19 protein-coding genes are annotated in these 23,198 nt (G+C 60.2%); 7 read left to right on the forward strand and 12 right to left on the reverse strand.

What is annotated here, in order from left to right:
• Positions 1-8: 8 nt before the first annotated feature.
• From A4R35_RS20505 to thrS, 3 genes are all read right to left on the reverse strand, one after another.
• Entirely contained in the window at positions 9-560 is a 552-nt protein-coding gene (locus A4R35_RS20505) for a GrpB family protein (protein ID WP_112432702.1), read from the reverse strand.
• Entirely contained in the window at positions 557-1,234 is a 678-nt protein-coding gene (locus tag A4R35_RS20510) for a nucleoside/nucleotide kinase family protein (RefSeq protein ID WP_112432704.1), read from the reverse strand. The genes A4R35_RS20505 and A4R35_RS20510 overlap by 4 nt, the downstream gene beginning before the upstream one ends.
• A 147-nt stretch (positions 1,235-1,381) precedes the next feature.
• Complete coding sequence (gene thrS, locus A4R35_RS20515) at positions 1,382-3,181, reverse strand: threonine--tRNA ligase (RefSeq protein ID WP_112432706.1); 1,800 nt, start codon at positions 3,179-3,181, stop codon at positions 1,382-1,384.
• Between the two features lie 823 nt (positions 3,182-4,004).
• Here thrS and A4R35_RS20520 point away from each other — a divergent pair.
• Positions 4,005-5,033, forward strand: coding sequence for an RpnC/YadD family protein (locus A4R35_RS20520; protein WP_112432710.1), 1,029 nt, complete (start codon positions 4,005-4,007; stop codon positions 5,031-5,033).
• Between the two features lie 69 nt (positions 5,034-5,102).
• On the opposite strand, the gene A4R35_RS20525 is transcribed toward A4R35_RS20520, so the two are convergent.
• The 5 genes from A4R35_RS20525 to A4R35_RS20545 form a co-directional block, all read right to left on the reverse strand.
• Positions 5,103-5,978: a DMT family transporter gene (locus A4R35_RS20525; RefSeq protein WP_189362120.1), complete on the reverse strand. Its 876-nt coding sequence runs from the start codon at positions 5,976-5,978 to the stop codon at positions 5,103-5,105.
• A gap of 405 nt (positions 5,979-6,383) precedes the next feature.
• The gene (locus A4R35_RS20530; protein WP_189362122.1) at positions 6,384-7,655 is read right to left on the reverse strand and encodes an ornithine cyclodeaminase; all 1,272 of its coding nucleotides are present in this window, start codon (positions 7,653-7,655) and stop codon (positions 6,384-6,386) included.
• A 215-nt stretch (positions 7,656-7,870) separates the two neighbouring features.
• Complete coding sequence (gene cas4, locus A4R35_RS20535; RefSeq protein WP_112432714.1) at positions 7,871-8,434, reverse strand: CRISPR-associated protein Cas4; 564 nt, start codon at positions 8,432-8,434, stop codon at positions 7,871-7,873.
• Between the two features lie 123 nt (positions 8,435-8,557).
• Positions 8,558-8,974 carry a hypothetical protein gene (locus tag A4R35_RS20540; RefSeq protein ID WP_112432716.1) on the reverse strand — a complete coding sequence of 139 codons (417 nt, stop codon included), beginning with the start codon at positions 8,972-8,974 and terminating at the stop codon, positions 8,558-8,560.
• Positions 8,975-9,034: 60 nt separating this feature from the next.
• Positions 9,035-9,652, reverse strand: coding sequence for an HD domain-containing protein (locus tag A4R35_RS20545; RefSeq protein WP_112432718.1), 618 nt, complete (start codon positions 9,650-9,652; stop codon positions 9,035-9,037).
• 341 nt (positions 9,653-9,993) lie between these two features.
• On the opposite strand from A4R35_RS20545, the gene rpsU reads away from it, so the two are divergent.
• Positions 9,994-10,182, forward strand: a complete 189-nt coding sequence (gene rpsU / locus A4R35_RS20550; protein ID WP_052890055.1) for a 30S ribosomal protein S21 — start codon at positions 9,994-9,996, stop codon at positions 10,180-10,182.
• Between the two features lie 307 nt (positions 10,183-10,489).
• On the opposite strand, the gene A4R35_RS20555 is transcribed toward rpsU, so the two are convergent.
• Positions 10,490-11,503, reverse strand: coding sequence for a dipeptide epimerase (locus tag A4R35_RS20555; RefSeq protein ID WP_112432720.1), 1,014 nt, complete (start codon positions 11,501-11,503; stop codon positions 10,490-10,492).
• 410 nt (positions 11,504-11,913) lie between these two features.
• Between A4R35_RS20555 and A4R35_RS20560 the strand changes: the two genes are divergently transcribed.
• The 5 genes from A4R35_RS20560 (at position 11,914) to A4R35_RS20580 (ending at position 18,555) form a co-directional block, all read left to right on the forward strand.
• Entirely contained in the window at positions 11,914-12,438 is a 525-nt protein-coding gene (locus A4R35_RS20560; RefSeq protein ID WP_189362124.1) for an NUDIX domain-containing protein, read from the forward strand.
• A gap of 175 nt (positions 12,439-12,613) precedes the next feature.
• Entirely contained in the window at positions 12,614-13,765 is a 1,152-nt protein-coding gene (locus A4R35_RS20565) for a ScyD/ScyE family protein (RefSeq protein ID WP_112432724.1), read from the forward strand.
• Between the two features lie 667 nt (positions 13,766-14,432).
• A complete protein-coding gene (locus A4R35_RS20570; RefSeq protein ID WP_112432726.1) occupies positions 14,433-16,136 on the forward strand; it encodes a peptide ABC transporter substrate-binding protein in 1,704 nt (567 codons plus the stop codon).
• A gap of 311 nt (positions 16,137-16,447) precedes the next feature.
• Positions 16,448-17,407, forward strand: a complete 960-nt coding sequence (locus A4R35_RS20575; RefSeq protein WP_112432728.1) for an ABC transporter permease — start codon at positions 16,448-16,450, stop codon at positions 17,405-17,407.
• 20 nt (positions 17,408-17,427) lie between these two features.
• Positions 17,428-18,555 (forward strand): ABC transporter permease, encoded by a 1,128-nt coding sequence (locus A4R35_RS20580; protein WP_223258430.1) that lies wholly within the window; start codon positions 17,428-17,430, stop codon positions 18,553-18,555.
• Positions 18,556-18,634: 79 nt separating this feature from the next.
• Here the strand turns inward: A4R35_RS20580 and A4R35_RS20585 are convergent, their stop codons facing one another.
• The 3 genes from A4R35_RS20585 to A4R35_RS20595 form a co-directional block, all read right to left on the reverse strand.
• A complete protein-coding gene (locus A4R35_RS20585) occupies positions 18,635-20,203 on the reverse strand; it encodes an APC family permease (protein WP_112432732.1) in 1,569 nt (522 codons plus the stop codon).
• A 253-nt stretch (positions 20,204-20,456) separates the two neighbouring features.
• Positions 20,457-21,584, reverse strand: a complete 1,128-nt coding sequence (locus tag A4R35_RS20590) for a hypothetical protein (protein WP_112432734.1) — start codon at positions 21,582-21,584, stop codon at positions 20,457-20,459.
• Positions 21,577-23,115 (reverse strand): hypothetical protein, encoded by a 1,539-nt coding sequence (locus A4R35_RS20595; protein WP_112432736.1) that lies wholly within the window; start codon positions 23,113-23,115, stop codon positions 21,577-21,579. Before A4R35_RS20595 ends, A4R35_RS20590 begins: the two co-directional genes overlap by 8 nt.
• Positions 23,116-23,198: the final 83 nt, after the last annotated feature.

Below are 23,198 nucleotides of genomic sequence, written 5' to 3' on the forward strand. Positions count from 1 at the left end.
ACACGCGCTTACGCGTCATCGACTGGCGCTGGTCGCCCCTGAGCTGACCAGTGAGCGGCCTGGGCTTCGATACCCCTGATGAAAGCGGTTTTGGCATCGGTATAAGCAGCGACGTCGTTGGGGAAACGTACCGCCAGCGCCCGCTTCAGGCGAGCGTACTCCTGGGCTGTAGCCGGATGGGCGCGCAGGTAATCGCGAAAGAGCAGATGGCGCTGCCAGAAAGGACTGTTGTACTCCACCATGTGCAGATGGTGGGTATGTTCCTCGCCGTGGAGCTTGCGAAAGTAGCGTCGCTCAGGGATAAAGCGCTCAACCTCTGGCAGGTACTCATAGCCGAGGGCGCGCAGCGGCTCGATGCAGGAGGTAGCATGCGAGAGCTGGGCTACTGCTGCCATAATATCGATAATGGGCTTGGCGGCCAGGCCAGGCACAGAGGTACTGCCGATATGCTCGATAGCCACCAGCCAGGGGCCGATGGCCGCAAGCAGCCGCTGGCGCTCGGCGGCGTACTCCAGCGGCCACTGGGGATCGTAATCGACCAGCACGACGCGGCGGCTCATATGGCACCATACCTTTCCAGCAACGACCAGATCTGCGCCGCGATCTCCGCCGGTGGGCGCAATCTTTCCTGCTCATCGGCGCAAGCAATGGTCTCCCAAGGACCATCGGCGCGGGTGCTGGCGAGCTGCTCATAGACCTCGGCGCAGCGTGCCAGATAGACAGCGTCCTCCTCGTGGATATCGCGTGTACCCCTTTGGTTCTGCTGCTGGGCGCGTGTAGCCAGCAGCCTGGTGGCCACTGCCACCGGCAGGCGCAGATAGAGCGTGAGCGTGGGGCGCGGTAGACCGAAGACGTCATACTCCAGGTGCGCCAACCAGGTCAGGAAAGCCTCCCGCTCTGCGCCAGTGAGGCGTGCCCCTTGGTGGGCCAGGTTAGAGGCCACGTAGCGATCCAGCAGCAGGAGATCGCTTTCCGTCGCCAGGCGAGAAAGCAGCTCCAAACTTTCCAGGCGGTCGCCGGCGAAGAGCAGGGCGGCTGAGCGCGGCGGCACCTCGGTCAGAGGGCCAAAGTCGCCACGCAAGTAGGCGGCCACACAGCGCCCGAAAACGGTCTCAGTGTAGCGAGGGAACGAGAGACTGGCCACGCGCAGCCCCTGGCGACGCGCCCGCTCCTCCAGCAGGCGCAGCTGCGTCGTCTTGCCAGCCCCATCGATCCCTTCCAAGGCTACTAGCATCAAACAACAGGCTCCTTTCCTTTAGCTCTTACCTTCCCCTGTGGCTGCGGGCAAGGCGGGCGGGCTAGTCCAAGGCCCAGGCCAGGGGCAAGGAGCTGGAAGGCTTTCCCCTGGACGGCCTGGGCCTGACTATCCGTCGGACCATTGCTAGAGATCACGGCTGCGCGTGCGGATAACCTCCGTGATATGGGCCACAAACTCCGCCAGCGGCATCGCGCCACGGTTCTCATTCGTTCGCAGGCGCACCGCCACGCTCTCGCTGGCCGCCTCCTTATCGCCTACCACCAGCATATACGGGATCTTCTGCAACTGAGCGTCGCGAATCTTGGCATTCATGCGCTCGTTGCGTGCATCCAGCTCGGCGCGCACGCCGGCGTCCTTGAGAGCAGCCAGCACCTTCTGAGCGTACTCCAGATGGCGGTCGGCGATCGGAATCACCACAGCCTGGACCGGTGCCAGCCAGACCGGGAAAGCGCCGGCGAAATGCTCGATGAGCATGGCCATAAAGCGCTCCGTCGAGCCTGTCACCGCGCGATGGATCATCACCGGGCGGTGGGGCTGACCATCCTCGCCGATATACTCCAGCTCAAAGTTTTCTGGCTGCACGAAATCGAGCTGGATCGTCGCGCACTGCCACTCACGCCCCAGAGCATCGCGGACCATAAAGTCCATCTTCGGACCATAGAAAGCCGCCTCGCCGATGCCCTCGCGGTACTCGAGGCCGCGGTGCTCCAGGGCGGCCCGCAGTGAACTTTCGGCTAGCTCCCAGACCTCGTCGCTGCCGACGTAGTCCTCCTTCTTATTTGGATCGCGCAGCGAGAGGCGAATCCAGTAATCGTTGAGGCCGTACGTATTGAAGACCTCCAGCGTCAGATTGACGGCGCGATCGAACTCCTCTTGAATCTGGTCGGGGCGCAGGAAGACGTGGGCATCGTCCTGCGTCACGCTGCGCACGCGTGCCAGGCCCGTCAGTACACCGGGCTTTTCATAGCGATAGAGCGTTGCAAACTCGGCGTAGCGGATCGGCAGCTCCCGGTAGCTGTGCAGCTGTGACTTGTAGAGCAAGATATGATGAGGGCAGTTCATCGGCTTCAGGACGTAGGCGTCGTCCTCCGATAGCTCCTCCTCACTCTGCATGACCGGGAACATATTTTCGCGATACGTGTACCAGTGCTTGGATGTCTTATAGAGCCGCACTTTACCGAGATGGCCCGTCCAGACATGCTGATAGCCGTAGCGCTCCTGCGTCTCGCGCACATAGGACTCCATCAGATGGCGCAGCATCTCGCCATGAGGCAGGAAAAGCGGCACTCCGGCGGGGACATCTTCGCTCATCAGGAAGAGTTTCAGCTCGCGGCCCAGCTTGCGATGGTCGCGCTTCTGCGCCTCTTCAAGGCGCCAGAGATAGTGGTCAAGCTCTTCCTGCGTGAACCAGGCCGTTCCATAGAGGCGCTGCAGCATAGGCCGGTGCTCATCGCCGCGCCAGTAGGCACCGGCGACCCGCATCAGCTTGAAGGGACCAATCTGCCCCGTGTGCTCCACGTGGGGGCCGCGGCAGAGGTCGAGAAAGTTCCCCTGCTTATAGATGCCGACCTCTTTATCGGGCAGGTTCTCAATAATCTCGACTTTATAGACCTGGCCCTTATTGCGGAAGTACTCCAGGGCCTTTTCGCGCGGCCAGCGCTCGTGAAGAAAAGGATACCTGGCCTCAATAATGCGCCGCATGCGACGCTCGATCTCGGGGAAGTCCTCGGGCGTGAGCGGGCGCGGCAGCTCGAAATCATAGTAGAAGCCATCTTCGATGGCTGGCCCGATGGCGAAGCGGGCCTCGGGAAACATCTCCTGGATGGCCTCAGCCATGACGTGGGCCGCGGAATGGCGCATGCGCTGGAGCGGCGTATAATTGACCGTTTCTTGAAGTTCAGCTTCGACAGATTCGGCTGACATACTTTCCTAATACCTCCCTGTCTGGCCTATTCATGGACACGCTCGTTCGTGGTGTCGTCCGACAACAGGATCAACAACAAAAAAGCCTTTCATCCCACGAGGGACGAAAGGCTGAATACGCTTCCGTGGTTCCACCCATCTTCCGCAGGCGCTCATCCTGAGCGGGGTATGCATCTCCCAGTAAGGAAACGCAACCCCAACCAGGGCCAATACGATGGCACTGGCAGGCGAGCCAAGACCTGCGCTCGCGCGACCGCTAACGGGGTCGAGGCGTGTACCTTACTGGCTCGGTACAGGCTGGCGAGGGGTATCCCACTTCCGCGCTGCTTTCCCGAGCAAACCGGCTTGCTGGCGCTCATTCTCGCACACTGGTAGAGGGCCAGCAGAATGACCAGGCTGGCTCGGAGGCGGATCTCCCTCGGGCAGGCACGCTTGCAGCCGCTGGCGTTGCCTCTCTGAGTGCCCTGCGGAGGGGACATGTCTCGCGTGATCGCCGCTGTGACTGAAGTTCTTTTGTCCTTGAAGACGCTGAGTTTCGCTGTTGTCTCGCGCCGTGACGCCAGAATTGGTAATCTCAATGGCTCTAAGTGTAGCATACCTGTCTCCGAATGTAAAGGGCGACCCCGGAGGAAGGGTGTAAGATAGCGGCAGCTGACCGCGTCTATGCCGACCGACCGTCGATCTTGCTTTTAATAATGCTTGCTTGTTTATAAAGAGATTCTTGTGTAATAAAAATAGATATAAAACAGTTGCCATTAGAAATGATATCTGTTATAATCAATTCATCAATCTTATGTGGGAGGAGTGACAGGCAAAGAGGGCGATGGGGTCATCCTGGGATCTGGCGCTGAAGCGGCTCTTTGAGCTGGCAGCTCAGGATTTTGTGGAGCTTGTTTTGCCCGAGGCGCGTTATCAGCGCGATGTCTCTGGCGAGTTTGTGCTCGCCGATATTCCGCTCTTCAAAGAGCTAGGGGCGCTGCGAGCCGATGTGATCAGTGCCTGTGAATTGACAGGCCAGCCAGTAATGGTGCATTTTGAGTTTCAAAGTGGTCCTGATGCACGGATGGCGGAGCGTCTGCTGTTGTATAATGTTCTTGCGGACCAACGCTATCGGTGTCCAGTCTGGTCGTGTGTGGTTTATCTCCGCCGTTGCGCTGCGCCACTTACGCCCTACCAGCGTGAGTTACCTAACAAGAAGAAAGTACATGAGTTTCATTTCCTGGTGCTCAAACTCTGGGACATGCCGGCAGCGGATCTGCTGCAGTCAGCACGCTGGGGCATGTTGCCGCTACTGCCGTTGACACGCGAGGGGCAACGTCGTGAGCTAATTGTGGAGATGAAGCGGCGTCTGGAGCAGGCCAGGCGCTATGACCTGCTGGCTATCGGCTTCTTAATCGCTGCCCTGGCCTGGGCTGGGGCGCCCGCCAGTGAGCGTCAGTGGCTAAAGGAGCAGTTTACCATGTTGGCCGATTTTATTCAGGAGCTGAAACAGACAGACATCTATCAGATGATTCTGGAGGAAGGACTGAAGGAGGGGCGAGAGAAAGGACTGAAGGAAGGACGAGAGAAAGGCCTCAAGGAAGGACTGAAAGAAGGACGTCAGCAAGAACGGGCCGAGCGCCTGAGCGAATTGCGGCGCATGCTGGTAGCCATGGTATCTGCCCGCTTTCCTGAGCTTGGTGAGCTGGCCAGGGAAGTTGCTGCCGGCATCAGCGAGCCAGCGGCCTTGACCGAGCTGGTGGTGAGCGTTGGCCTGGTGCAGGAAGGCGAGCAGCTGCGCCAGCGGCTACTGGAGCAGGCCAGCGGGCATCGTCGTCCATCTAACAGCAAAGTCGATCAATTGGGGCAGTAGGCAGCTGTTAGCTGTGCTAATTGATGACCTTTCGTGCTGCTGAAGGGTGAAGACGGGGCCGCTCTCTTCCTAATCCGAGCGTCGCCGGCCCTTCAGCAGCGTTCCCAGGCGCACCTCACTCATGATCATACCCAAACAGATACAGGCGCCGCCCACCCAGGCCAGGCCGCTCAAGGTCTGGCCTGCCAGCGTCCCAAAGATGCCAGCCCACACCGGCTCACAGGCATAGATCAGCGCCGCATGCGTGCTACTGATATACTGCTGCGCCCAGTTCATGGCCCCCAGGCAAAAGCCGATATCCACCACTCCCATAAAAAGCACAGCTCCCCAAATGGTCCCATTGCCCGGTAGCAGCAGCTCCTGGTGCGTCGACAATGCCGTCGCGAAACTCAGCAGTGAAGTCGTAGCTAGCTGGACAATCGCCAGGTTGAGGGCATCGGCCCCCGCCACAAACTTACTGATGCAGACGATATGCAAGGCGAAAGCAACCGCACAGCCCAGAATCAGGGCTTCGCCCAGGCCAAAGCTCAGGTTGAAATTCTTATTGACCGAGAGCAGCGTCAGGCCCAGCAGAGAGAAGACAAATCCGAGACCTGCCTCCAACGAAGGGCGCTGGCGAAGCAACAACACAGCAAAGAACGGCACCAGCGGGATATACAGGCCCGTAATAAAGCCCGCCTTGCTCGTGATCGTGTACTGCAAGCCCAACGTCTGCAGCGCATAACCACTAAAGAGCAAGACACCGAGGATCATCCCTCTGCGCAGCTCCGCTCCTGTCAACCGGCGTAAGTGGCGGCGAAAGAGCAGCGCCAACGTCAGCGCTCCGATGCCAAAGTTATACCCTAAGTAAGTAAAGAGACCGACAAAGTGGATAGCATACTTCGTCACCAGGAACGTACTGCCCCAGATCATCGTCACTACCAGAAGCAACCCATCGATGCGCAAACGCCACCAGAGTCCTCTCGCCGGGGATGCTCCTTCAGAAGCAGAGGTAGAAGAAACCAGCCTGGGCTGTTCCGCTGCAGTAGTGAGCTTCTCTTGTGGAGTCATGGTCGTGAGACAGGTACCTTTCCAGGGGGACCGCGAGCCTATGCCTATGGTTCCCATTGTCCATCAAACAAGGTTGTTGCTGCCCCTCTCCTCTCCCCAGCTGCCCAAGCAAGCAGCACAACGGCGCAGGGGTAGACGAAGTCAGCTCGGCAGGGCTGACCTGGTAGAGCCGGGATGACCGGCAGCCAGTCAGCCAGCCATCAGTCTAACACAAAAAGCCCCGCCTCGTCAGCCCACAGTGGGCGGAGAGGCGGGGATAGGCGAGAAGCGGTGCAGAAGAAAGAGACTCGGCTCCTTCCTCTACCTCTGAGTGTGGCCGGCTTCGGTCTGCAAGCTTGCCGCGTTGGGAAGAGCGGCCTCTCGCCGCAAAGCCTCGACCAGCTCGCGCAGGAATAGCTCGGCATCGGTGACCAGGCCAGCCGCCTGGAAACTGCCGCGATCGGCCAGCTTCGTCACCACTGCTGGGTTGATATCCACCACCACCGTGCGCACTGTGGCCGGCAGCAGGTTGCCGGTGGCAATGGCGTGCAGCATCGAAGCCACCATAATCGCCATCTCCACCCCTTGCAAAGCGCGGCGCATCTGGCGCTGCGCCTCCTGCATATCGGTAATCACGCCCGGCATGGGGCCATCGTCGCGGATCGAGCCGGCCAACACCAGCGGCACCTGGTGCTTGATTGCCTCATAGATCAACCCTTCGCGGAGCAGACCGACCTCGACCGCCTTCTCTAGCGAACCAACCGCCCGAATCGCATTGATCGCCCGCAAGTGATTGCGATGGCCGCCTTCTACCTGTTCACCCGTGCGCAGATCGACCCCGAGCGAGGTACCGAAGAGGGCCGCCTCCACATCGTGGGTCACAATGGCGTTCCCTCCGAAAATGACCTGCACGTAGCCGCGCCGGATCAGCTCCGCCACATAGCGGCCCGCCCCCGTGTGGATCACTGCCGGGCCGAGCACAAAGAGAATCTTTCCACCGCGGGCCCGGGTCTCCTGCATCTGGCGCGCGATATGCTGGATCATCAAGATCTTCGCTTTCTCAGAAGAGACATCGCTCTGCATAAAGGCAAAGATCTCGCGCTCGCGGGCGCGCTCAAAGGACTGTACCCGGATACCTTCGTGGCCAACCACCACCTCGTCGCCGACCTCGACCTCATGCATCGGCTTGCAGTAGGCACGGCGGTGCTCACGATCAATGACGATGGCCACATCCATCTCAATCTGCTCCACATCGACCCACTGGCCCCCGAGCCGGACCTGTGTCGGCAGGTTCGTCGTCGAATAGAAGCCCTCGGGGAGCACTCCCCGCTGTTCCACACGTGCTGTACGCACATCGTGACCATTGACGAGCATGGCCCCGAGCTGCTGCAGCTCCGAGAGGATCAGATCGAGCGTCTGCTCGTCATCGGCTTTGATCTCCATGCGCACATAGCTCGGCTCGCTCTTATGCTTACCGACCTGAATCTCCTGAATCAGGAAGTCACCGCCGCGATCCATGATGATGTCCCAGGCGCGCGGCAATGTCCAGGAGTCAATGATATGTCCACTGAGTTCGATAATTTCGCTCGCCATGAGAATGACGCTTCCCCCAGACCAAACAAGATGGAACGCTCAAGCACTGCCTGCTGCTTGGGCGTTGTGTAAGTAACAGGGCAAGGACGGAACAGAGAGGAAAAGAGGCGACTCCGTTGCCCACCTGTGGCCCCGCGCGCTGTTCTGGGTCCAGTTTAGTGCGCCCAGGCATGGCTGTCAACTCCTGGCGCTGGCCAGGGCCGCCGCAGTGATGGCTACCAGCGTCGTCCAATAGGGCAGATAGTTTGGAAGGGACAGGCCCGGCATTTGGCCGCTTTCTGCCGGGCGAGTATGGGCGGCTGCTCGGCGCTGCAGCGCTGCATCTCTTCGAGCAGACGAATCACCTTGCGTCGCAGCGCCGGCGTGTATTCGATGGTAAACTCGTTGTCTGCGTAGCGCAGGATGCCGTGCGTTGGGGGAACAGCAAAGTAGTCCTCCAGGATCAGGCAGTAGGCGCCGATCTGGACTACATGGTTGCTATAAGGCACAGTAGCATTCTGTACCTGCAGCTTCAGCTCGACAGGTACAGGGCGCCCATCTGGCAGCTCGACGACATAATCAGGCTTACCGACCAGCGGATAGCTGCTCGATATCAGCGGCTCCCCCTGGCCGTCGGCGTCCTCGTAGACAAGGGTGCCCTCGGGCAGACCCAGAGCACGCTGGCGCTCTGCCAACAGACGGGCACGCTGAGCAGCGCGCTCATTGCGAAGCAGGAGCAAGAGCGCGATGGCAATGAGCAGAACGGCAAGGCCAAGCGAAAGCAAGATGCTATTGAGCATGGTTCATTTCTTCGTGCAGCCGCTCTCTGTTGCTCACGGCGTGCGCCGCTCACTCACGCTCGGCCCGGCGGGACATTGGCTGCGCTGAGCGAGCGGAGCGAGCGCACGCCCTCAGCCGGCCAGTCAGTGCAGGAAGACGGCGGCGGCGATGAGCACGATGGCGCCGATCAAGAGCACAATGGCGACCAGGGTGAGCCGACGGCTGCAGCCGGAGAAGGGCAGAGCGCGCGCTTCATCGTAGACGTCTTCCAGCGCCTCCGCATGTTCTCGATGTTGCTCCTGCCCGGTATCGAAGGCGCCCCGCCGCAACAAGAGACGCTCGTGCAGCTGATACTCCGGGAGCGCCGTGGCCTGGGGGCCATGCTCGTGCTCCAGCTCGACCATTCGTGCGAATAGCTCTTCTGTATCTGCCTGGGCGGCTGGCTCGTATTGCTCGTGCCACCAGGCGAGCGGACAGTATTCGAAGGCTGCCACTTCGCTGGCGGTAAAATAGCGTTTGGACTTTTCTTTCCCTCGCGGCTGGCGTTGCTCTGGCTGCATGGAGGCTCCTCCACAGCGGCGACCTGACGGCCTTCCTGCCCGCCGTAACCGGCGCTGGTCTTATTCGCTGCGGGCGGGCTGCTTCGCCTCGCTGGTCTCGGAGCTGGGACTGGTACCGGCCAGCCCTAGCTCAGCGGCGATGCCCGACATGGCCGTGATGACATTGGCAATGTGCTCGTCAAGGTCAACGCCCAGCTCAGCGGCTCCGCGGACGATATCATCGCGGTTGACACCGGCGGCGAAGCCTTTCGTTTTCATCTTCTTGCGTACCGACGAGACCTCCAGTCCAAGAATACTCTTGTTGGGTCGCACGAGCGCAGTCGCAGTAATGAGGCCAGTGATCTCATCACAGGCATAGAGTGCTTTGGAGAGCAGATCGCTCCGTGGATGGGTCTCTGCATTGAGGTCGTTATGGGCCAGAATGGCATAGATAATGCGCTCGTCGTAGCCGGCCTCGCGCAGCCAGCCGGCCAGCACGCGGGTGTGCTGCTGCAGGTCAGGATACTCCTCGTAGTCGCAGTCGTGCAGCAGACCAGTAATGCCCCACAGCTCTTCGTCCTCGCCGTATTTGCGCGCATAGAAGCGCATGGCGGCCTCGACAGCTAACATATGACGCTGCAGATTCAGATTTTTCACGTGCTCGGTCATCAGACGATAAGCATCATCACGAGTTGGCATATGCACGTTTTCTCCAGTTGCTCTCGTTTCTCTCAGGCGAGTGTCCTGGGAGTTTCCATTATAGCACAGGTCTCCCGTCACGGCGTATGGCCTGCTGCCATCGGCCTGTGAGAAAAGCAGGGAAAGGATAGCGCCCCACGCGCAAAGTATGCTATACTGGGAGCAATCGAGATGGGCGCGGCGCGCTCAGCTCGTTGCAGAGCAGCATTGGCCCCGCGCTCCTCGGGAGTAAAGATCATTACAGCATGTCTCATCCTTCTATTGTATGCCTGTTACCGACGGCGGGCTGCATGTGGGCCGCTGCGGGTAGCGGCAGATCTAGATAGGGGCTGGTTTTCTCGATGAGCGAGATTAAGGTTAATCCGGGCGAGCCGTTTGACGTCGCCCTGAAAAAGTTTAACCGCCGCGTGCAGCAGGATGGCATTCTCTCTGAGGCCCGCCGTCGCGCGCGCTATGAGAGTCCGCAGGACCGCCGCAAACGCAAGGCGGCCAACCTGCGTCGTAAACTTCGTCGTTCGCGCCGTGGTTGAGGATGGCGCCAGACCCACAACAGGGTGCTGGCTGCCGCCTACCGGTGATTGCCGTTCAAGCTGTTCCTCTATGGGTATGGGAGAGGGGAGTGACTCATTGAGGAGTGGAACCCGTCTGGCGCTCCCTCCTCGCCGCTGGGGTATCTCCCTTCCGGCGGTGACATCTTCCCATCTCCCCTTTTTTCTATAGAAGCTCCCCTCTCTTCTCCTGGTTGAAGAAATACCTCTCTTACTTGTCTTTCTCCTCTTGTTGAGATCTGGCCCCGACGCCTGAATCTCCGGCAGCTGACTCGGGCTCGCCCGTGGACTAGGCGCGCAGCGTCACTCCCAGGCCGGGAGCCTCGGGCAGGACCAGCTTGCCCTGGACGACTCGTACGCCGCTGCAGGGGTCGTTGCCAACGAGCAGGTTGCCGTCGAGATCGGCGTAGTCTACAAGCGGCGTCAGGTGGGCGGCAGCGGTAATCGCCAGCGAGCTTTCGATCATGCAGCCCAGCATGACCTGGAGGTGGTGGGCGCGGGCTGCGTGGATCAGCTTCAGGGCCCGATTGATGCCACCACATTTCATCAGTTTAATGTTGATGCCGTCGACACAGCCGACAAGGCGTGGAATGTCTTCCAGGGAGACGCAGCTTTCATCAACGATGATTGGGACGGGGACCTGCTGACGAAGGAGGCGCAGGCCCTCCAGGTCGCCGGGGGCGATGGGCTGCTCAACAAACTCGATGCCGTACTCGGCCAGGGCGTTGATGGTGCGAATGGCTTCCTTGACGGTCCAGCCGGCATTGGCGTCAACGCGCAGAGTGGCCTGCGAGACAGCGCGGATGGCCCGCACGTTCTCAACGTCCTGCCTGGTGCCTACTTTGATCTTGAGAATGGGATAATCGCGGGCGCGAGCTGCCTTCTCGGCCATGCGCTCAGGCGTATCGAGGCCGATGGTGAAGGAGGTGAGGGCGCTGCGCTCAGGATTGAGGCCGAGCAGACGATAGAGCGGCAGGTTGAGCCGCTTCCCAACGAGGTCGTAGAGGGCCATGTCAATAGCGGCTTTAGCGGCGGGACTGCGCCCGATGGCCTGGTCGAGGCGCGCAAGAATGTCCTCGATGAGGAACGGGTCATCTCCAAGCTCCTCAGCAAAGCGCTCCAGGCAGGCGCGAGTAGTGGCAAAGGTGTCGCCATAGTAGGCAGAGGGGGCGGCTTCGCCGTAGCCGCTGAGACCATCGTGAGTGATGGTGACAAGCAGATTGTCGGCGACCTCTTCGACGCCACGCGAGATGCGGAAGGGCGTACTGAGTCTGAGCTGCAATGGGCGAGTCTCTAGCTGCATGATTGGCTGCTCCTTGCTCTCCTTGGGGTCTTGATTGCTGCGGGCTGGCTTCTCCAGGCTCTCGTCGCGCCTCCTCCTTCGCTCTCTTGGGACCTGCCTGGTTGACTCCAGAGCTGCTCACTCAGCGTATGAGATCCAACGCAACGCCAAAGCCGGAGGGCCGTATCTGCTTCAGAGCATAGCATAGGAGGCCAATGGCTGTCTGCTCCTGGTTGGGCTGGAGAAAGGTCGATGATGAGGTTGCGACAGGCTTGAGACAGGACTCTGCCTTCCTTGCAACAGCGACTGACTATACTCTCTCCTGTACCGAGGCCCTCGCTCCTGCAGGCAGATAGGCAAACAGCCTGTCGGCTCTCTCGGGGGCCAGGTTCTCAGGCCAGAATCTGGAAAAGAGGAAACAGAGCATGCCTATGAATGCGATAAAGACAGCACTCTATACGTGTTTGAAGCGCTGCGTCAGTTACTGCTTTAATCTACTGAATCTCCTGCTTGGTGGGAAGCTGCCGCCCTTCGGGAGCGCAGCGGTGGTCGTCGAGGAGCAGGGGCGCTACCTGGTGCTGCTCCTTCCCAGCGGGCGGGCGGTCTTCCCTGGCGGCTTTATGACCTGGCGAGAGCACCCGCGCGAGGCGGCGGAGCGTGAGGGACGCGAAGAAACGGGGTTACTGCTGGAAGCCGATGATCTAATCAATTTTTACTCACTGGTGACGACCGACTGGCGGGCTATGAGTACGATCAGTTTTGTCTATCACGCGCATGTGCGCGGTGGGCTTCTGCGTCCGGGAATGGAGGGCCGCCCGTGCTGGCTCACAGAGGAGGAGCTGCGACAACGCATGGATCGCCAGTCGCTTCGTGTTCTCGATGACTACCTGGGCTATTGTCAACGCCGGCGCGACGAGCTGAGTCACGTCAAAACCCTGGTTCCCCTGATGCGCTGAGATGCTGGTCGAAATGGGAAGAGACGGTCGCTGCTGGCTGGCTGTCTCTCCCACGCACGCCTGCTTGTGTTTCAGTCTCCTCTCTATAGTAGTAGCAGAACATACGGATATATAACCATCGAAGATTATATATCCGGTTTTGGAATAACATAGTAATGATAGCAGAGAGGAGAAAATGAATATAACGCGCCTCCGAAGACTCCTCGTGTGGGCCGTGGCCATCGGGCTGATCGTGCCAGCATCGCTGGTGGTAGCTCCGCCGCGGGCGCGTGCTCTGCCCCAGGCCGGGCCGATCGGCAAGATCAGCGTCTTTGCGACTGGGCTAAACAACCCGCGTGGCCTGCACTTCGGTCCTGACGGGCAGCTCTATGTTGCTGAAGGTGGCCTTGGCGGCAAGCAATCTACGGTGGGTCGCTGTCAGCAGGTGCCGTCGCCGATTGGACCGTACACGGGCGGCTTCAGCGCGCGCATCTCGCGCATTGACCGTCACGGCAAGCGTGTCACCTTGATCGATCATCTGCCTTCCAGCCAGACCAGTCCGGCCAGTGGAAGCGAGATCAGCGGCGTCTCTGATCTCAGCTTTATTGGCCACACGCTCTACGGCCTGCTTGCCGGCGCTGGCTGCTCGCACGGCGTACCCCAGGTGCCCAACGCTATTTTCCGCTTTGAGCCGGAGCGTCATCGCGTCGTCTACATTGCCGACCTCAGCCATTTCCTGCAGACTCATCCGGTCAAGAATCCTGAGCCGGAAGACTTTGAGCCTGATGGAACCTGGTATAGTATGGTGGCGGTCGATGGGAGCCTCTATGCGCTGGAGCCGAATCACGGTGAGCTGGATCGGATCACCCCGCCTTGGCAGCATGACCGGCATACAGGGAGTGAGATCCAGCGCGTGGCCGATATCTCGGCCAGCCAGGGCCACATTGTGCCGACGGCGGTGGCCTTCCATCGCGGCCTCTTCTATGTGGCCAACCTGGGCACCTTTCCGGTCCATGTGGGAACAGAGAAACTGCTGGCGATCACGCCGCGTGGCCATGTGCGTGTCCTGATGAGCGGGTTGACGGCGGTGGTTGGCCTGGCCTTTGATTGGCGCGGGCGACTCTATGTTCTGGAGACAACTACTGCTAACAATGCTGGCCCGGTGCCCGGTACTGGTATGATTGTGCGCATCAGCGAGCGCGGACGTCAGGTACTGGTGGCCTCGGGCCTCAGTTTCCCAACCGCTATGACCTTCGGGCCGGATGGCGATCTCTATGTTTCGAACAAGGGCTACGGCTACGCCCCTGGGCAGGGAGAGATTCTGCGTATCCATCTCCCTGAACATTAGCCCTTATCTTCCTCGCCTCGCCGGCTTGCTCAAAACCCTGTTTTGATCCGGCGGAGCCGATCAGCTTTCCCCAGGAGGGCATGAGCCTGATCGTTTGACAGACAGCCCGCGCTGCGTCAGCAGGCTCGTGCCTCTGGCGTTTTGGGTGTTCTGTTATGCCTGTCTTATAGTCTTGCTTGGCCGGGAGAGAGGAGGCGAGCGGCTGGATAGTGACAGAAGTGCCATTTAAGTAAAAAGATATTAAAAGTTAAAGTTCAATTTTAGTGGCAGGTGGTCATGACAGGAAAAGGGCGAGAGATCTGTGTGGATACAGCAAAGGCGGTCAAGGCTCGAATGCGATGCAGGTGATGGAAGGCGGCAGATAGCTGTAAGCGGGGAGCAGTGAAAGTGCACGAGGGAAAGTAAGCAGGCTTATATTGTTGAGAGATTTCTCTCAGAATGGACGTAATATCTATACAGCTCAGCCTGCTACTAAGGAAGGCGGCCAGGCGGACGTTTCAGCGATCGAAAGGAGGCAATGATGCACAAGAAGAAACGTCACCATCCTCGGGGGCACGCGTAGCAGGAAGCATCTTCTCTATGTTACCAGTCGGTGCCGGCTGGTAAAAAGCCACTCATTACCATTTTCTCCGTCCTGACAGGACAGAAGCCAGAAGAGAGGTTACCCGTGCGTAAGAGCAGACCATTCCCTTTGGCCTTGATTCCGGCCTTGCTCTGCCTTATTGCGCTGCTCGTGGCCTGTGGTGGTGGTCAGAGCAGCACCAGCAGTACACAGATTGCGCCGCCTGACAAGCAGGTGCTGCGCATCCCCATCGGCGCAACCGATTTTGGCACGCTGGACCCGGCCCTGGTACAGCTTGCTGTCGACGCCGACACCATTCAGGCTATCTGGACTGGCCTGGTCGAGTGGGACCATAACATTCAGCTTCGTGACCAGCTAGCTCAGTCTCATGAGGTCTCATCTGATGGCCTCACCTATACCTTCCATCTGCGGTCCAACCTCAAATTCAGTGACGGCACGCCGCTCACCTCGCAGGACGTTATTTATAGCATCGATCGCACCCTGCAACCGGCCACCAAGTCGCAGGTTGCCTACTATCTCAATCTGATCAAGGACTACGACAAGATCACCAGCGGTAAGATCCCGACCCTGATCGGCGATAGCCTGCTGGCGCCCGATCCCAACACGGTTGTCATCAAGATCAGCAAACCTGCGGCCTATTTCCTGCAGGCCCTGACCTATCCCTGTTCCTACGTGGTCGAGAAGAAGCTGATCGATAAGTACGGCAGCAAATGGACCGACCACCTGACCGAAGGTGGTGGTGACGGGCCGTTTAAGGTCCAGAGCTACGACCACACCAAGGGCATTGTCCTGGTGCCCAATCCCAACTATTACGGACCCCAGCCCAAGATCCAGAAGCTGGAGTACCTGATCTCTGGCGACCAGGACACCACCTTCCGCGCCTACCAGTCGCATCAGTTCGACTATACCGGTGTTGTGGGCGTCCCACCGGCTCAGATCGACGCTGTACGCAGCTCGCCGGAGTTTCACGAATACGTGAACTTCCGCATCAGGTACATCACCATGAACTACCTGGTGAAGCCCTTTGACAACATCCACATTCGCCAGGCTTTCGCCCTGGCCATTGACAAAGTGCTGCTACAGCAGACCGTCTTTAGGAACACCGTGGAGGCCACCAACCACATTGTTCCCAAGGGCATGCCGGGCTACAACCCCAACCTGGTCGGCCCGGCGGGCGTCAGCAGCCTGTCTGGCGATAAAGCCAAGGCCAAGCAGCTCTTGCAGCAGGGCCTGCAGGAAGAGCACATGACCTCGCTGCCGACCATCACTTTCAACTATTACACCGACGTCAAGGCCATCGTTGACGCCTCCCAGGCCATTGCTCAGATGTGGCAGACTGTCCTCGGGGCTAACGTCAAGCTGGTCGGCACCACCTACGAAAAGCTTATCACCCTGGAGAACGCCACCGTTAACAACCCCAATGGCCTGCAGGTCTGGATCTCTGGCTGGTTGGCAGACTATCCTGATCCGCAGGACTTCCTGTCGGTCTTCTTCGACAAAGGCTCTGGTTACAACCAGATGAACTACGGTCAGAACAACTCGAGCGATGCTGCGCAGCAGCAGCAGGTTCAAAAGCTTCTCGAAGAGGCCGATGTCAATCTGAATCAGACGCAGCGCATGCAGCAGTACAATCAGGCTGAGCAGCAGATCGTCGATGATGTGGGCTGGATTCCCATCTATCAGAACAAGATCCAGCTCATGCAGAGCACGAAGCTGCACGGCATTGTCTACAATGGCCTGTCGATCATTCCACCCGACGACTGGGCCAACATCTACTTCACCGTCTGAGACTGCGCGCTGGCCGGCTGCTGGCGAAGCGCTGAGCAGGCCGGCAGCGCACTTGAGGCGCTGCTGAGTAAGCCTGGCATTCTGCACTCTCGGCCCGCACTGCAGGCCCTCTGGGCGGGTGTGGGTCGGCGGGTTCAGAATGCCAGGTTTTGCCTGTTACCAGGCCTGTCTGTTTCCTGCCTGGTCGGGCATACTCTTGTCATGGATATGGTTCTGGCAGCCAGCGCTCTGAGAGTCCCGTACCCGCCGCCAGCCAGTGGCGGTGGCGCTGGACCTGGGGCGCGCAAGCAACGGAGAGTGGGAGTCTATCGATGCTCCAATTCCTGGTGAAGCGCCTGATCGGGCTTATTTTTGTGATTGTGGGCATCACCTTCATCACCTTCATCATGGGCTATCTGGCCCCGGGTGATCCTATTCGGGCCCAGATGGGAGACCATTTTGACTATCACACCTGGCTGATGCTGCGTCATGCCTATGGGCTGGATCTGCCATGGTATCAACAGTACTACAACTACTTAGTGCATCTTGCCCATCTTGACTTTGGCATCTCCTTCAAGTACCAGAACCGACCGGTCTGGGACATCCTCAAGGATGGCGTGCCGGTCTCGCTAGAGCTGGCCTTCTGGGGCCTCATCGTCGAGCTGCTGCTGGGCATTCCTGTCGGCATTCTCTCGGCTATCCGCGCCAACAGCTGGATCGATACCCTCAATATGGGGGTGGCCCTGATTATTTATGCCCTGCCGCCTTTTGTTATCGCCATCCTGGCCCAGGTGATCATCGTCTGGATCGACAGCAAGACCGGGGCCAGCTGGCCTTCTTCATCCTGGGGAGCTCCCTGGCAATATGACTGGGCTGACCTGCAGCCGAAGATCGTTCCCATCCTCGTCTATGGAGCTGCCGGCTACGCCTATTTTGCCCGTTTAGCACGGACAACCATGCTGGAGGTGCTGCGTCAGGACTACGTGCGCACGGCCCGAGCCAAAGGTCTGCGCGAGCGGGTCGTCATCTACTGGCACGCCCTGCGCAACGCCCTCATCCCGCTGGTGACTGTCCTTGGGGTGGCCATTGGCCTGCTGGTGGCCGGCACCTTCTTTATCGAGCAGATTTTCAACATCCCGGGCATCGGGCGTATCTCCCTGCAGTCCGTCATCGACCTTGACTACCCCGTCATCCAGGCCACTGTTGTCCTGCTGGCGGTCGGCGTTGTGGTTGGTAACCTGATTTCCGACATTCTCTACACGATCGTCGATCCGCGCATTCGGCTTGAGTAGGGGGAGAGGAGAGAAGCAGTATGTCTATGGACGCACACCAGAGACCATCTGAGGCCGCCGGTGAGAGCTTTGTGAAGCCCGATGCGGGCCTGCAGCCTCCGCCGGCTGAGCTGCTGGAATTAGCTGCCGGGGTGAGTGAAACGCCTCCACGTGCCGCGCCTCTCGGCGAAGAGGAGGTACTGCAAGAGCGGCGCGCGCCTTCTCCCTTGCGGGAGTCATTGCGTCGCTTACGCCGTGACAGGCGAGCGATGGTCAGCCTGGGATTGATCATCTTCTTTGTACTGGTTGCCTTCTTCGGTCCCCCTATCTACCAGCACATCGGTAGCATTTACCAGAGTCCTCAAAATGGACCAGTGCCCGCCAGCGTCTATCACAGTTACTATCATGAGGAGCTAATCCGCCAGGATGAAGGGCCTTCGGCCCAGTACTGGCTGGGAACTGACGACCTGGGGCGCGACATTCTGGCGCGGCTCATGCAGGGGATGCTGGTTTCTATCATTGTCGCCACCCTTGTTGAGGTCGTTGACATTGTGCTGGGCCTGATAGTGGGCGTGCTGGCCGGCTACTTCGGGGGCTGGATCGATCAGTTGCTGGCGCGCTTCACCGATCTGATGTTTGCCTTCCCGGGGCTGCTCTTTGCCATCATGCTGACCGGCATCATTGGTCCAGGGGCCTCCGATGCTCTGGCCAAGCTACCGATCATCGGCCCCAACGGTAACGGGCGTCTGCTCCTGGTCTCGCTGGCGCTGGCAATCACCGTCTGGCCGCTCATGGCGCGCTACGTGCGCGGGCAAACGCTGCAGCTCAAGGAGCAGCAATTTATCGAAGCGGCGCGTACTTCTGGCAGCAGTGATCTGCGTATCATCTTTCGCCACATCATCCCCAACCTGATGAGTATCGTGGTGGTGGCCTCGACGCTCAACATTTCGAACACCATCATTGGCGAGGCCGGCATCAGCCTCCTTGGCCTGGGGGTCCAGGCGCCCGGCTCCAGTCTGGGCCTGATGATCTCCGATGCCACGCCCTACATCAATACGCATCCCTGGGAAATCCTGGTCCCGACAACTGTCCTCGCTCTGATCGTGCTGGCCTTTTCCTTCCTCGGAGATGGTCTGCGCGATGCCTTTGACCCACGCTCCAAAGATTGAGGGCCACGCTTCCCCCGTGGCCCCTCAATCACCTGGGGCGAGAACGCGCTTCCCCAACCGGCCCAGCTCTGTAGCCAGACTAGAGCCGGGCGCTCTCCCAGTTGGCTTCGCTGTTAGCGAACATGCTGCCGATGGCGGCGATCACCAGATAGGCAAAGGTCAGCACGCTGATGATGATGAACCACTGCGTATTGCTGATCAGACTGGTCCACGAGTAGAAGAGCGTGCCGATGATGGCCAGGAAGCAAGCGACCGAACCGCAGAAGACGCAGCCCCACAGGATCGGGGCCGGTACAATGCGCCGCTCCCGCAGCAGAGGATGGCGCATGCCGTGGAGCCGGATCAGGTTGAAGAAGAGGAAGCCCGCCGAGAAGGCCCAGACGAGCGTCGAGGAGGCCAGCATCACATTATAGACCTCGGTCGAGAGATTGGCCGGCGTTGTCACCTTGACTGTGTAGGGGGCCAGCAGGAAGACGAAGGCCGTCACCACAATGGCCACTGCCGCCTGGAAGAAGATGGCGTTGGCCGGCACGCGCTGACGATTGAGGCGGGCCACCTTCACTGGCAGGCGCTGGTCGATGCCAGCAACCATCAGCAGGCGGGCATAGGCATAGTTGTAGACGACCATTGCCATGACGAAGAAGCTCATCAGGCAGAAGGCGGCAACGTTGCCCATGAATTTGCCCAAAGCCAGATCGACCACGTGCACCAGGGCGAAGGGCGCAGCGCCATCCTGGGGACCGGCGATGACCAGCAAGGCGAAGGTGGCGATACCATAGCCGGCGATGACCAGCAAGGCCCCCCAGAAAAGATGACGGGTGATTACTCGCAGCCGGGTAACCTCGCCGCCCATGTTGAGCGGTACCTCTGTTCCCAGGTAGGCCAGAGTGATCAGGCCGAAAAGGTAGAGATTGCCGTTGTTCTTGTCAAAGCGAATGCTCCAGTCAGAGAGATGGCTGAAGCTGGTGGCCGCAGGATGACCGCCCAGGAGCCAGATCAGCCCGGAGAGGCCAAGCAGCGCCACCGCCAGCATGGTCAGCCCGACAACCAGGTTGACGAGCTTCTGGACAGCACTGTAGCGCTGGATGGCCAGAGCGCTGGTCAGGCCGATGAGGGCGATGATAAAGAGACCCTGCTGCCACGGCTCGGTCAGCCAGCCAGGGTTAAGCCCCTGCAAATAAGAGACGATGACGTCGCCTGCGCTGATGATGACCAGAACGCCGGGAAACCAGGCACAGAAAGCCGCGAAGAAGCTCCAGTAGCCGCCGAAAGCTTTGTGGGTCCAGTTGTATAGTGAGCCTTCGTGCGGAAAGATCACGCCAAGCTGAGCGGTGGCAATGACCCCCGGAATGAAGAAGGCCAGAGCGCCAATCGCCCAGTAGGTGAAGGCGGCAGCCCCGCCTGCAACGGCAGTGGTGGCGTTGGTGATGAAAAAGACGATCATCAGAAAGGTGGCAATCATGTCTCCCGTACTCAGCAAACGGGGCATGACGCGCGGAACGTAGCTTTCCGATGGCAAGACCGCCTTCCAGGCTTCCCGCTCCCCTTCCGCCTGCTCTGCCTCACTCTCGACCAGGGAGGGGGTGCTCTGACGGCTGCCCCCGGTGTCGCTGGCTTCGAATCCGCCTCGCTCCTGTTGCATACGCATAGCCCTTCTCCTCCTTCTCCCCTTCTCTACAACTGTCGTCAGCAAAGCTGCTTATGCTTGCTGACCACGAGAGAAGGGATGTTCGGCAAACTCGGGACGCGCAGTGAGCATGGATTGCCTCGACACTGGCTCCTTCCGCCCATGATATTACTCAGTGCCTCAGAAAAGCTGGCGAGCTGTGTGCCGGCTGAGTGGGCTTGAGCACTGTGATGCGCCGAAGGAAGGGGCAGCATGCGTAGCTAAAAAGTACTGTTCATGTGACCTGTGTCGCAGGCCGCTGAGAGGGCCTGGCAGCGGAGGATGAGGCGGTCAGGGCCAGCTCCTGGAAGGCGCTGAGGGTGATCACGCTTCCTGGAGCCAGCACCAGACGCAGGCCGCCAAAGCCGCTCTGGAAGGTATCGTCGCGCGCGCTCACCTGCCACTGGCTCGGCTCGGGTGTGCCCGCCAGCCAGGCTCGTGCCTGCAGCCTGTCTCCCTGGATGCGGAAGCGCAGGCAGTAGAAGCGCTGAGCCTGGGCAGAAAAAGGAACGGAGGCCAGGCGCGTCTGCATACCGCCGCTGCTTTTGAGGAGCACGAGCTGGCTGCCGTCAATGTAGGCTTTATACCAGTTATTGGTGTCCATCCAGCGCAGAACCGCGCCGAGGTTGGCCTGCTGAAAGCGGTTGATGGCCCCTGTGAAGAAGATCTCGCCATCGCTGAAGGGTGGCCCTAAGATGGCGTTGTAGGCCCCCTGGCCGTTGCTAAGCTGGCCCTGTCGATGGCTGATCGCGAAAATGGCGCTCAGGCGTGCATCGCCTTGCCAGGGATGGCCGTCGGAGGCTGTCCCCCAGCTGCGTTGATCGGGACGCTGAAAGGTATCTGCCGCCAGCAAACTCATGCCTGCGGGCAGCGCTGTGGGAGAGGCCGGCACCGGCGACCCGCTTGAGGCCGAGGGTGTAACCGCCTGGTTGGCTGGACCGGCCTGGTTGGTAGATGGCCTTGACTGAGCGGTGGACGGAGGGAGCTGAAGCGCCGCTTCGATCGGGGGGAGCAAGATCAAGGAAAAGAGCACCGTGAGCACGAGCAGCCCCGCTAAGAGCAGAACGCCCCCCTCGCTCGATGGCCTGGCTGTCGCCTCCGCCTCAGCTTTCTCGGCTGCGCTGTCGCTCTCTCTGAGCGCAGGAGCAGGACGTGACACTTCGCGCTCCTTGGGGGCCGCAGCCGCTCTGCCCCCTGCCGCTTCCTCGGGCGGGCGCCTCGCCCTGTCCTCCGGCTGCCTCTGACGACCCAGGCGGAGCGGCTGCGGCTCGGTAATCGTGCCGCTAATGGTGGTGACCTCCTGGCGGTCGTCACCAGGGGCTGAGCCTGGAGCAAACCACTGCTTGCGTTCGCCACTATTCATGGTGCCTCTTTTGCAAGAAATGTTCTATTTCATCTATGAGTGAAGTTGGCTCCTGGGCGACGGCTCCTGGTGGGGAAGCCTGGCCCCTCTGGAACCCTGGCTGCTCCCAGGGTGTAGGCCGGAAGAGAGCAGACTGGCTCTCTTCTGCTCTATACCCGATCAGTTGCCATAATCCAACCAGGCTAACCAGGAGTACCAGCGCGATCAGGAGCGTGCGCCCGGTAAAGATGAGCAGCCCGTCGACGGTCCAGCGTCCAGTGAGCCAGCCGGCCACCGGAGTCAAGAGCAGCGTGAGCAGTCCCTCAGCGACGAAGAGAAAGCGATTGACGTGCTCCTCCTGTGCGCGCTCGTAGGCCAGCTGTCCCTGGTCGAGGGAGAGGCCGGGTGGCAGCAGATGGCGCTGAGAGAAGATCACTGTACTCAGGCTGGGCCTCAGCCGTGGGAGCAAGATGCCCCAGGCGGTGGCGGCGAGGGTATAGAGGCCAAGGCTGATGGCCAGCCAGACTGGTGCTTGCAAGCCAGGCAGGCCGAGGGCCAGCAGGCTGATGGCCATCACGAAGGGCTGACAGAGCGCCACCGCCTGGCACCAGGGCCGCCAGCGCTCGGGAATCAGGCGGTCGGACGGACCAAGCAGGCCGCGGAGGGGCAGCTGGAGGGCGAAGGCCAGTCCCAGGGCCAGGGCCTGTGCCAGGAGCAGCCAGAGCAAGGTGGGCAGCGTCCCCTGCTCCTGCAGGATAGCCGCAAAGGGAGTGGGCACAGCGTTCCAGATGCTGCCGAGCACGATGGCCAGGCCGCTGGCTAGCAGAACCAGCCCCAGCTGTCGACGGCGTGTCAGATAGCGCCACCAGCCTCCTTGCAGCAGCCAGTCGAGGGTCAGCTGCAGGCGCCAGCGGCGTGCCCCCTCTGTCAGGTCAAACCAGTTGTCGACCATGCGCCCGGGCGTCGGCAGAGGGGCGCGAGCCTCGGGCCAGTAGTCAAGGGCAAGTAGTGGAAGCAGGCAGAGAATAGCGAGCAGGCCCGACCAGGCGGGCAGCAGCCAGACCAGGCTCAACCCGAACATTGTCCCGAGGGCGGCCCGCATCAGGGCAATGCGCTCGTCGACCGCTGGCCAGGGGCGGCGCTGGAGCAGCCAGGCATTGCCGAGAAGAGAGGAAAAAGCGCTGAGCAGCCCTAGTTCGAGCGTAGCTGGCCAGAGCGAGACGGGCAGTGGTCGCAGCACAGGAAGAGCCAATTGCGGCAGTATACAGAGGAGCAGGCCAGTTCCCCAGTAGCGGGCCGCGCTGCGCCGGCGTCCGGTGAGCAATGTGGCGGCCAGCAGCGAGCTGGCCAGCCAGACTGCCGCCACCAGGGCTGTCGCCAGTGCCTCCCTGCCTTGTGACCAGCTCTGGGCCAGGAGACGCATCTGCAGGACACTCAATCCCAGGCTGCCACTGAGCCAGCCGGCATTTAAGAGGCGCCCGCCGATCACCGCGTCCAGGCGTCGCTCAGCGAACAGAACAGCTTTTGTTGCTTTTCTCTGACCAGATATCATTGTTCATCAAGTGCAAGTCTCTTTGCATGCATATTGTGTGTGGTGAAGACAATCGACCAGCGGTCGGCCTTGGGCCTGAGTGG

This window comes from Thermogemmatispora tikiterensis (assembly GCF_003268475.1).
GTDB lineage: Bacteria > Chloroflexota > Ktedonobacteria > Ktedonobacterales > Ktedonobacteraceae > Thermogemmatispora > Thermogemmatispora tikiterensis.

What these genes read in the sequence shown, in the direction of transcription:
- A4R35_RS20505 (WP_112432702.1), bottom strand. Translation starts at nt 560, where the DNA reads ATGAGCCGCCGCGTCGTGCTGGTCGATTACGATCCCCAGTGGCCGCTG.
- A4R35_RS20510 (WP_112432704.1), bottom strand. Translation starts at nt 1,234, where the DNA reads ATGCTAGTAGCCTTGGAAGGGATCGATGGGGCTGGCAAGACGACGCAG.
- thrS (WP_112432706.1), bottom strand. Translation starts at nt 3,181, where the DNA reads ATGTCAGCCGAATCTGTCGAAGCTGAACTTCAAGAAACGGTCAATTAT.
- A4R35_RS20520 (WP_112432710.1), top strand. Translation starts at nt 4,005, where the DNA reads ATGGGGTCATCCTGGGATCTGGCGCTGAAGCGGCTCTTTGAGCTGGCA.
- A4R35_RS20530 (WP_189362122.1), bottom strand. Translation starts at nt 7,655, where the DNA reads ATGGCGAGCGAAATTATCGAACTCAGTGGACATATCATTGACTCCTGG.
- cas4 (WP_112432714.1), bottom strand. Translation starts at nt 8,434, where the DNA reads ATGCTCAATAGCATCTTGCTTTCGCTTGGCCTTGCCGTTCTGCTCATT.
- A4R35_RS20540 (WP_112432716.1), bottom strand. Translation starts at nt 8,974, where the DNA reads ATGCAGCCAGAGCAACGCCAGCCGCGAGGGAAAGAAAAGTCCAAACGC.
- A4R35_RS20545 (WP_112432718.1), bottom strand. Translation starts at nt 9,652, where the DNA reads ATGCCAACTCGTGATGATGCTTATCGTCTGATGACCGAGCACGTGAAA.
- rpsU (WP_052890055.1), top strand. Translation starts at nt 9,994, where the DNA reads ATGAGCGAGATTAAGGTTAATCCGGGCGAGCCGTTTGACGTCGCCCTG.
- A4R35_RS20555 (WP_112432720.1), bottom strand. Translation starts at nt 11,503, where the DNA reads ATGCAGCTAGAGACTCGCCCATTGCAGCTCAGACTCAGTACGCCCTTC.
- A4R35_RS20560 (WP_189362124.1), top strand. Translation starts at nt 11,914, where the DNA reads ATGAATGCGATAAAGACAGCACTCTATACGTGTTTGAAGCGCTGCGTC.
- A4R35_RS20565 (WP_112432724.1), top strand. Translation starts at nt 12,614, where the DNA reads ATGAATATAACGCGCCTCCGAAGACTCCTCGTGTGGGCCGTGGCCATC.
- A4R35_RS20575 (WP_112432728.1), top strand. Translation starts at nt 16,448, where the DNA reads ATGCTCCAATTCCTGGTGAAGCGCCTGATCGGGCTTATTTTTGTGATT.
- A4R35_RS20580 (WP_223258430.1), top strand. Translation starts at nt 17,428, where the DNA reads ATGTCTATGGACGCACACCAGAGACCATCTGAGGCCGCCGGTGAGAGC.
- A4R35_RS20585 (WP_112432732.1), bottom strand. Translation starts at nt 20,203, where the DNA reads ATGCGTATGCAACAGGAGCGAGGCGGATTCGAAGCCAGCGACACCGGG.
- A4R35_RS20590 (WP_112432734.1), bottom strand. Translation starts at nt 21,584, where the DNA reads ATGAATAGTGGCGAACGCAAGCAGTGGTTTGCTCCAGGCTCAGCCCCT.
- A4R35_RS20595 (WP_112432736.1), bottom strand. Translation starts at nt 23,115, where the DNA reads ATGATATCTGGTCAGAGAAAAGCAACAAAAGCTGTTCTGTTCGCTGAG.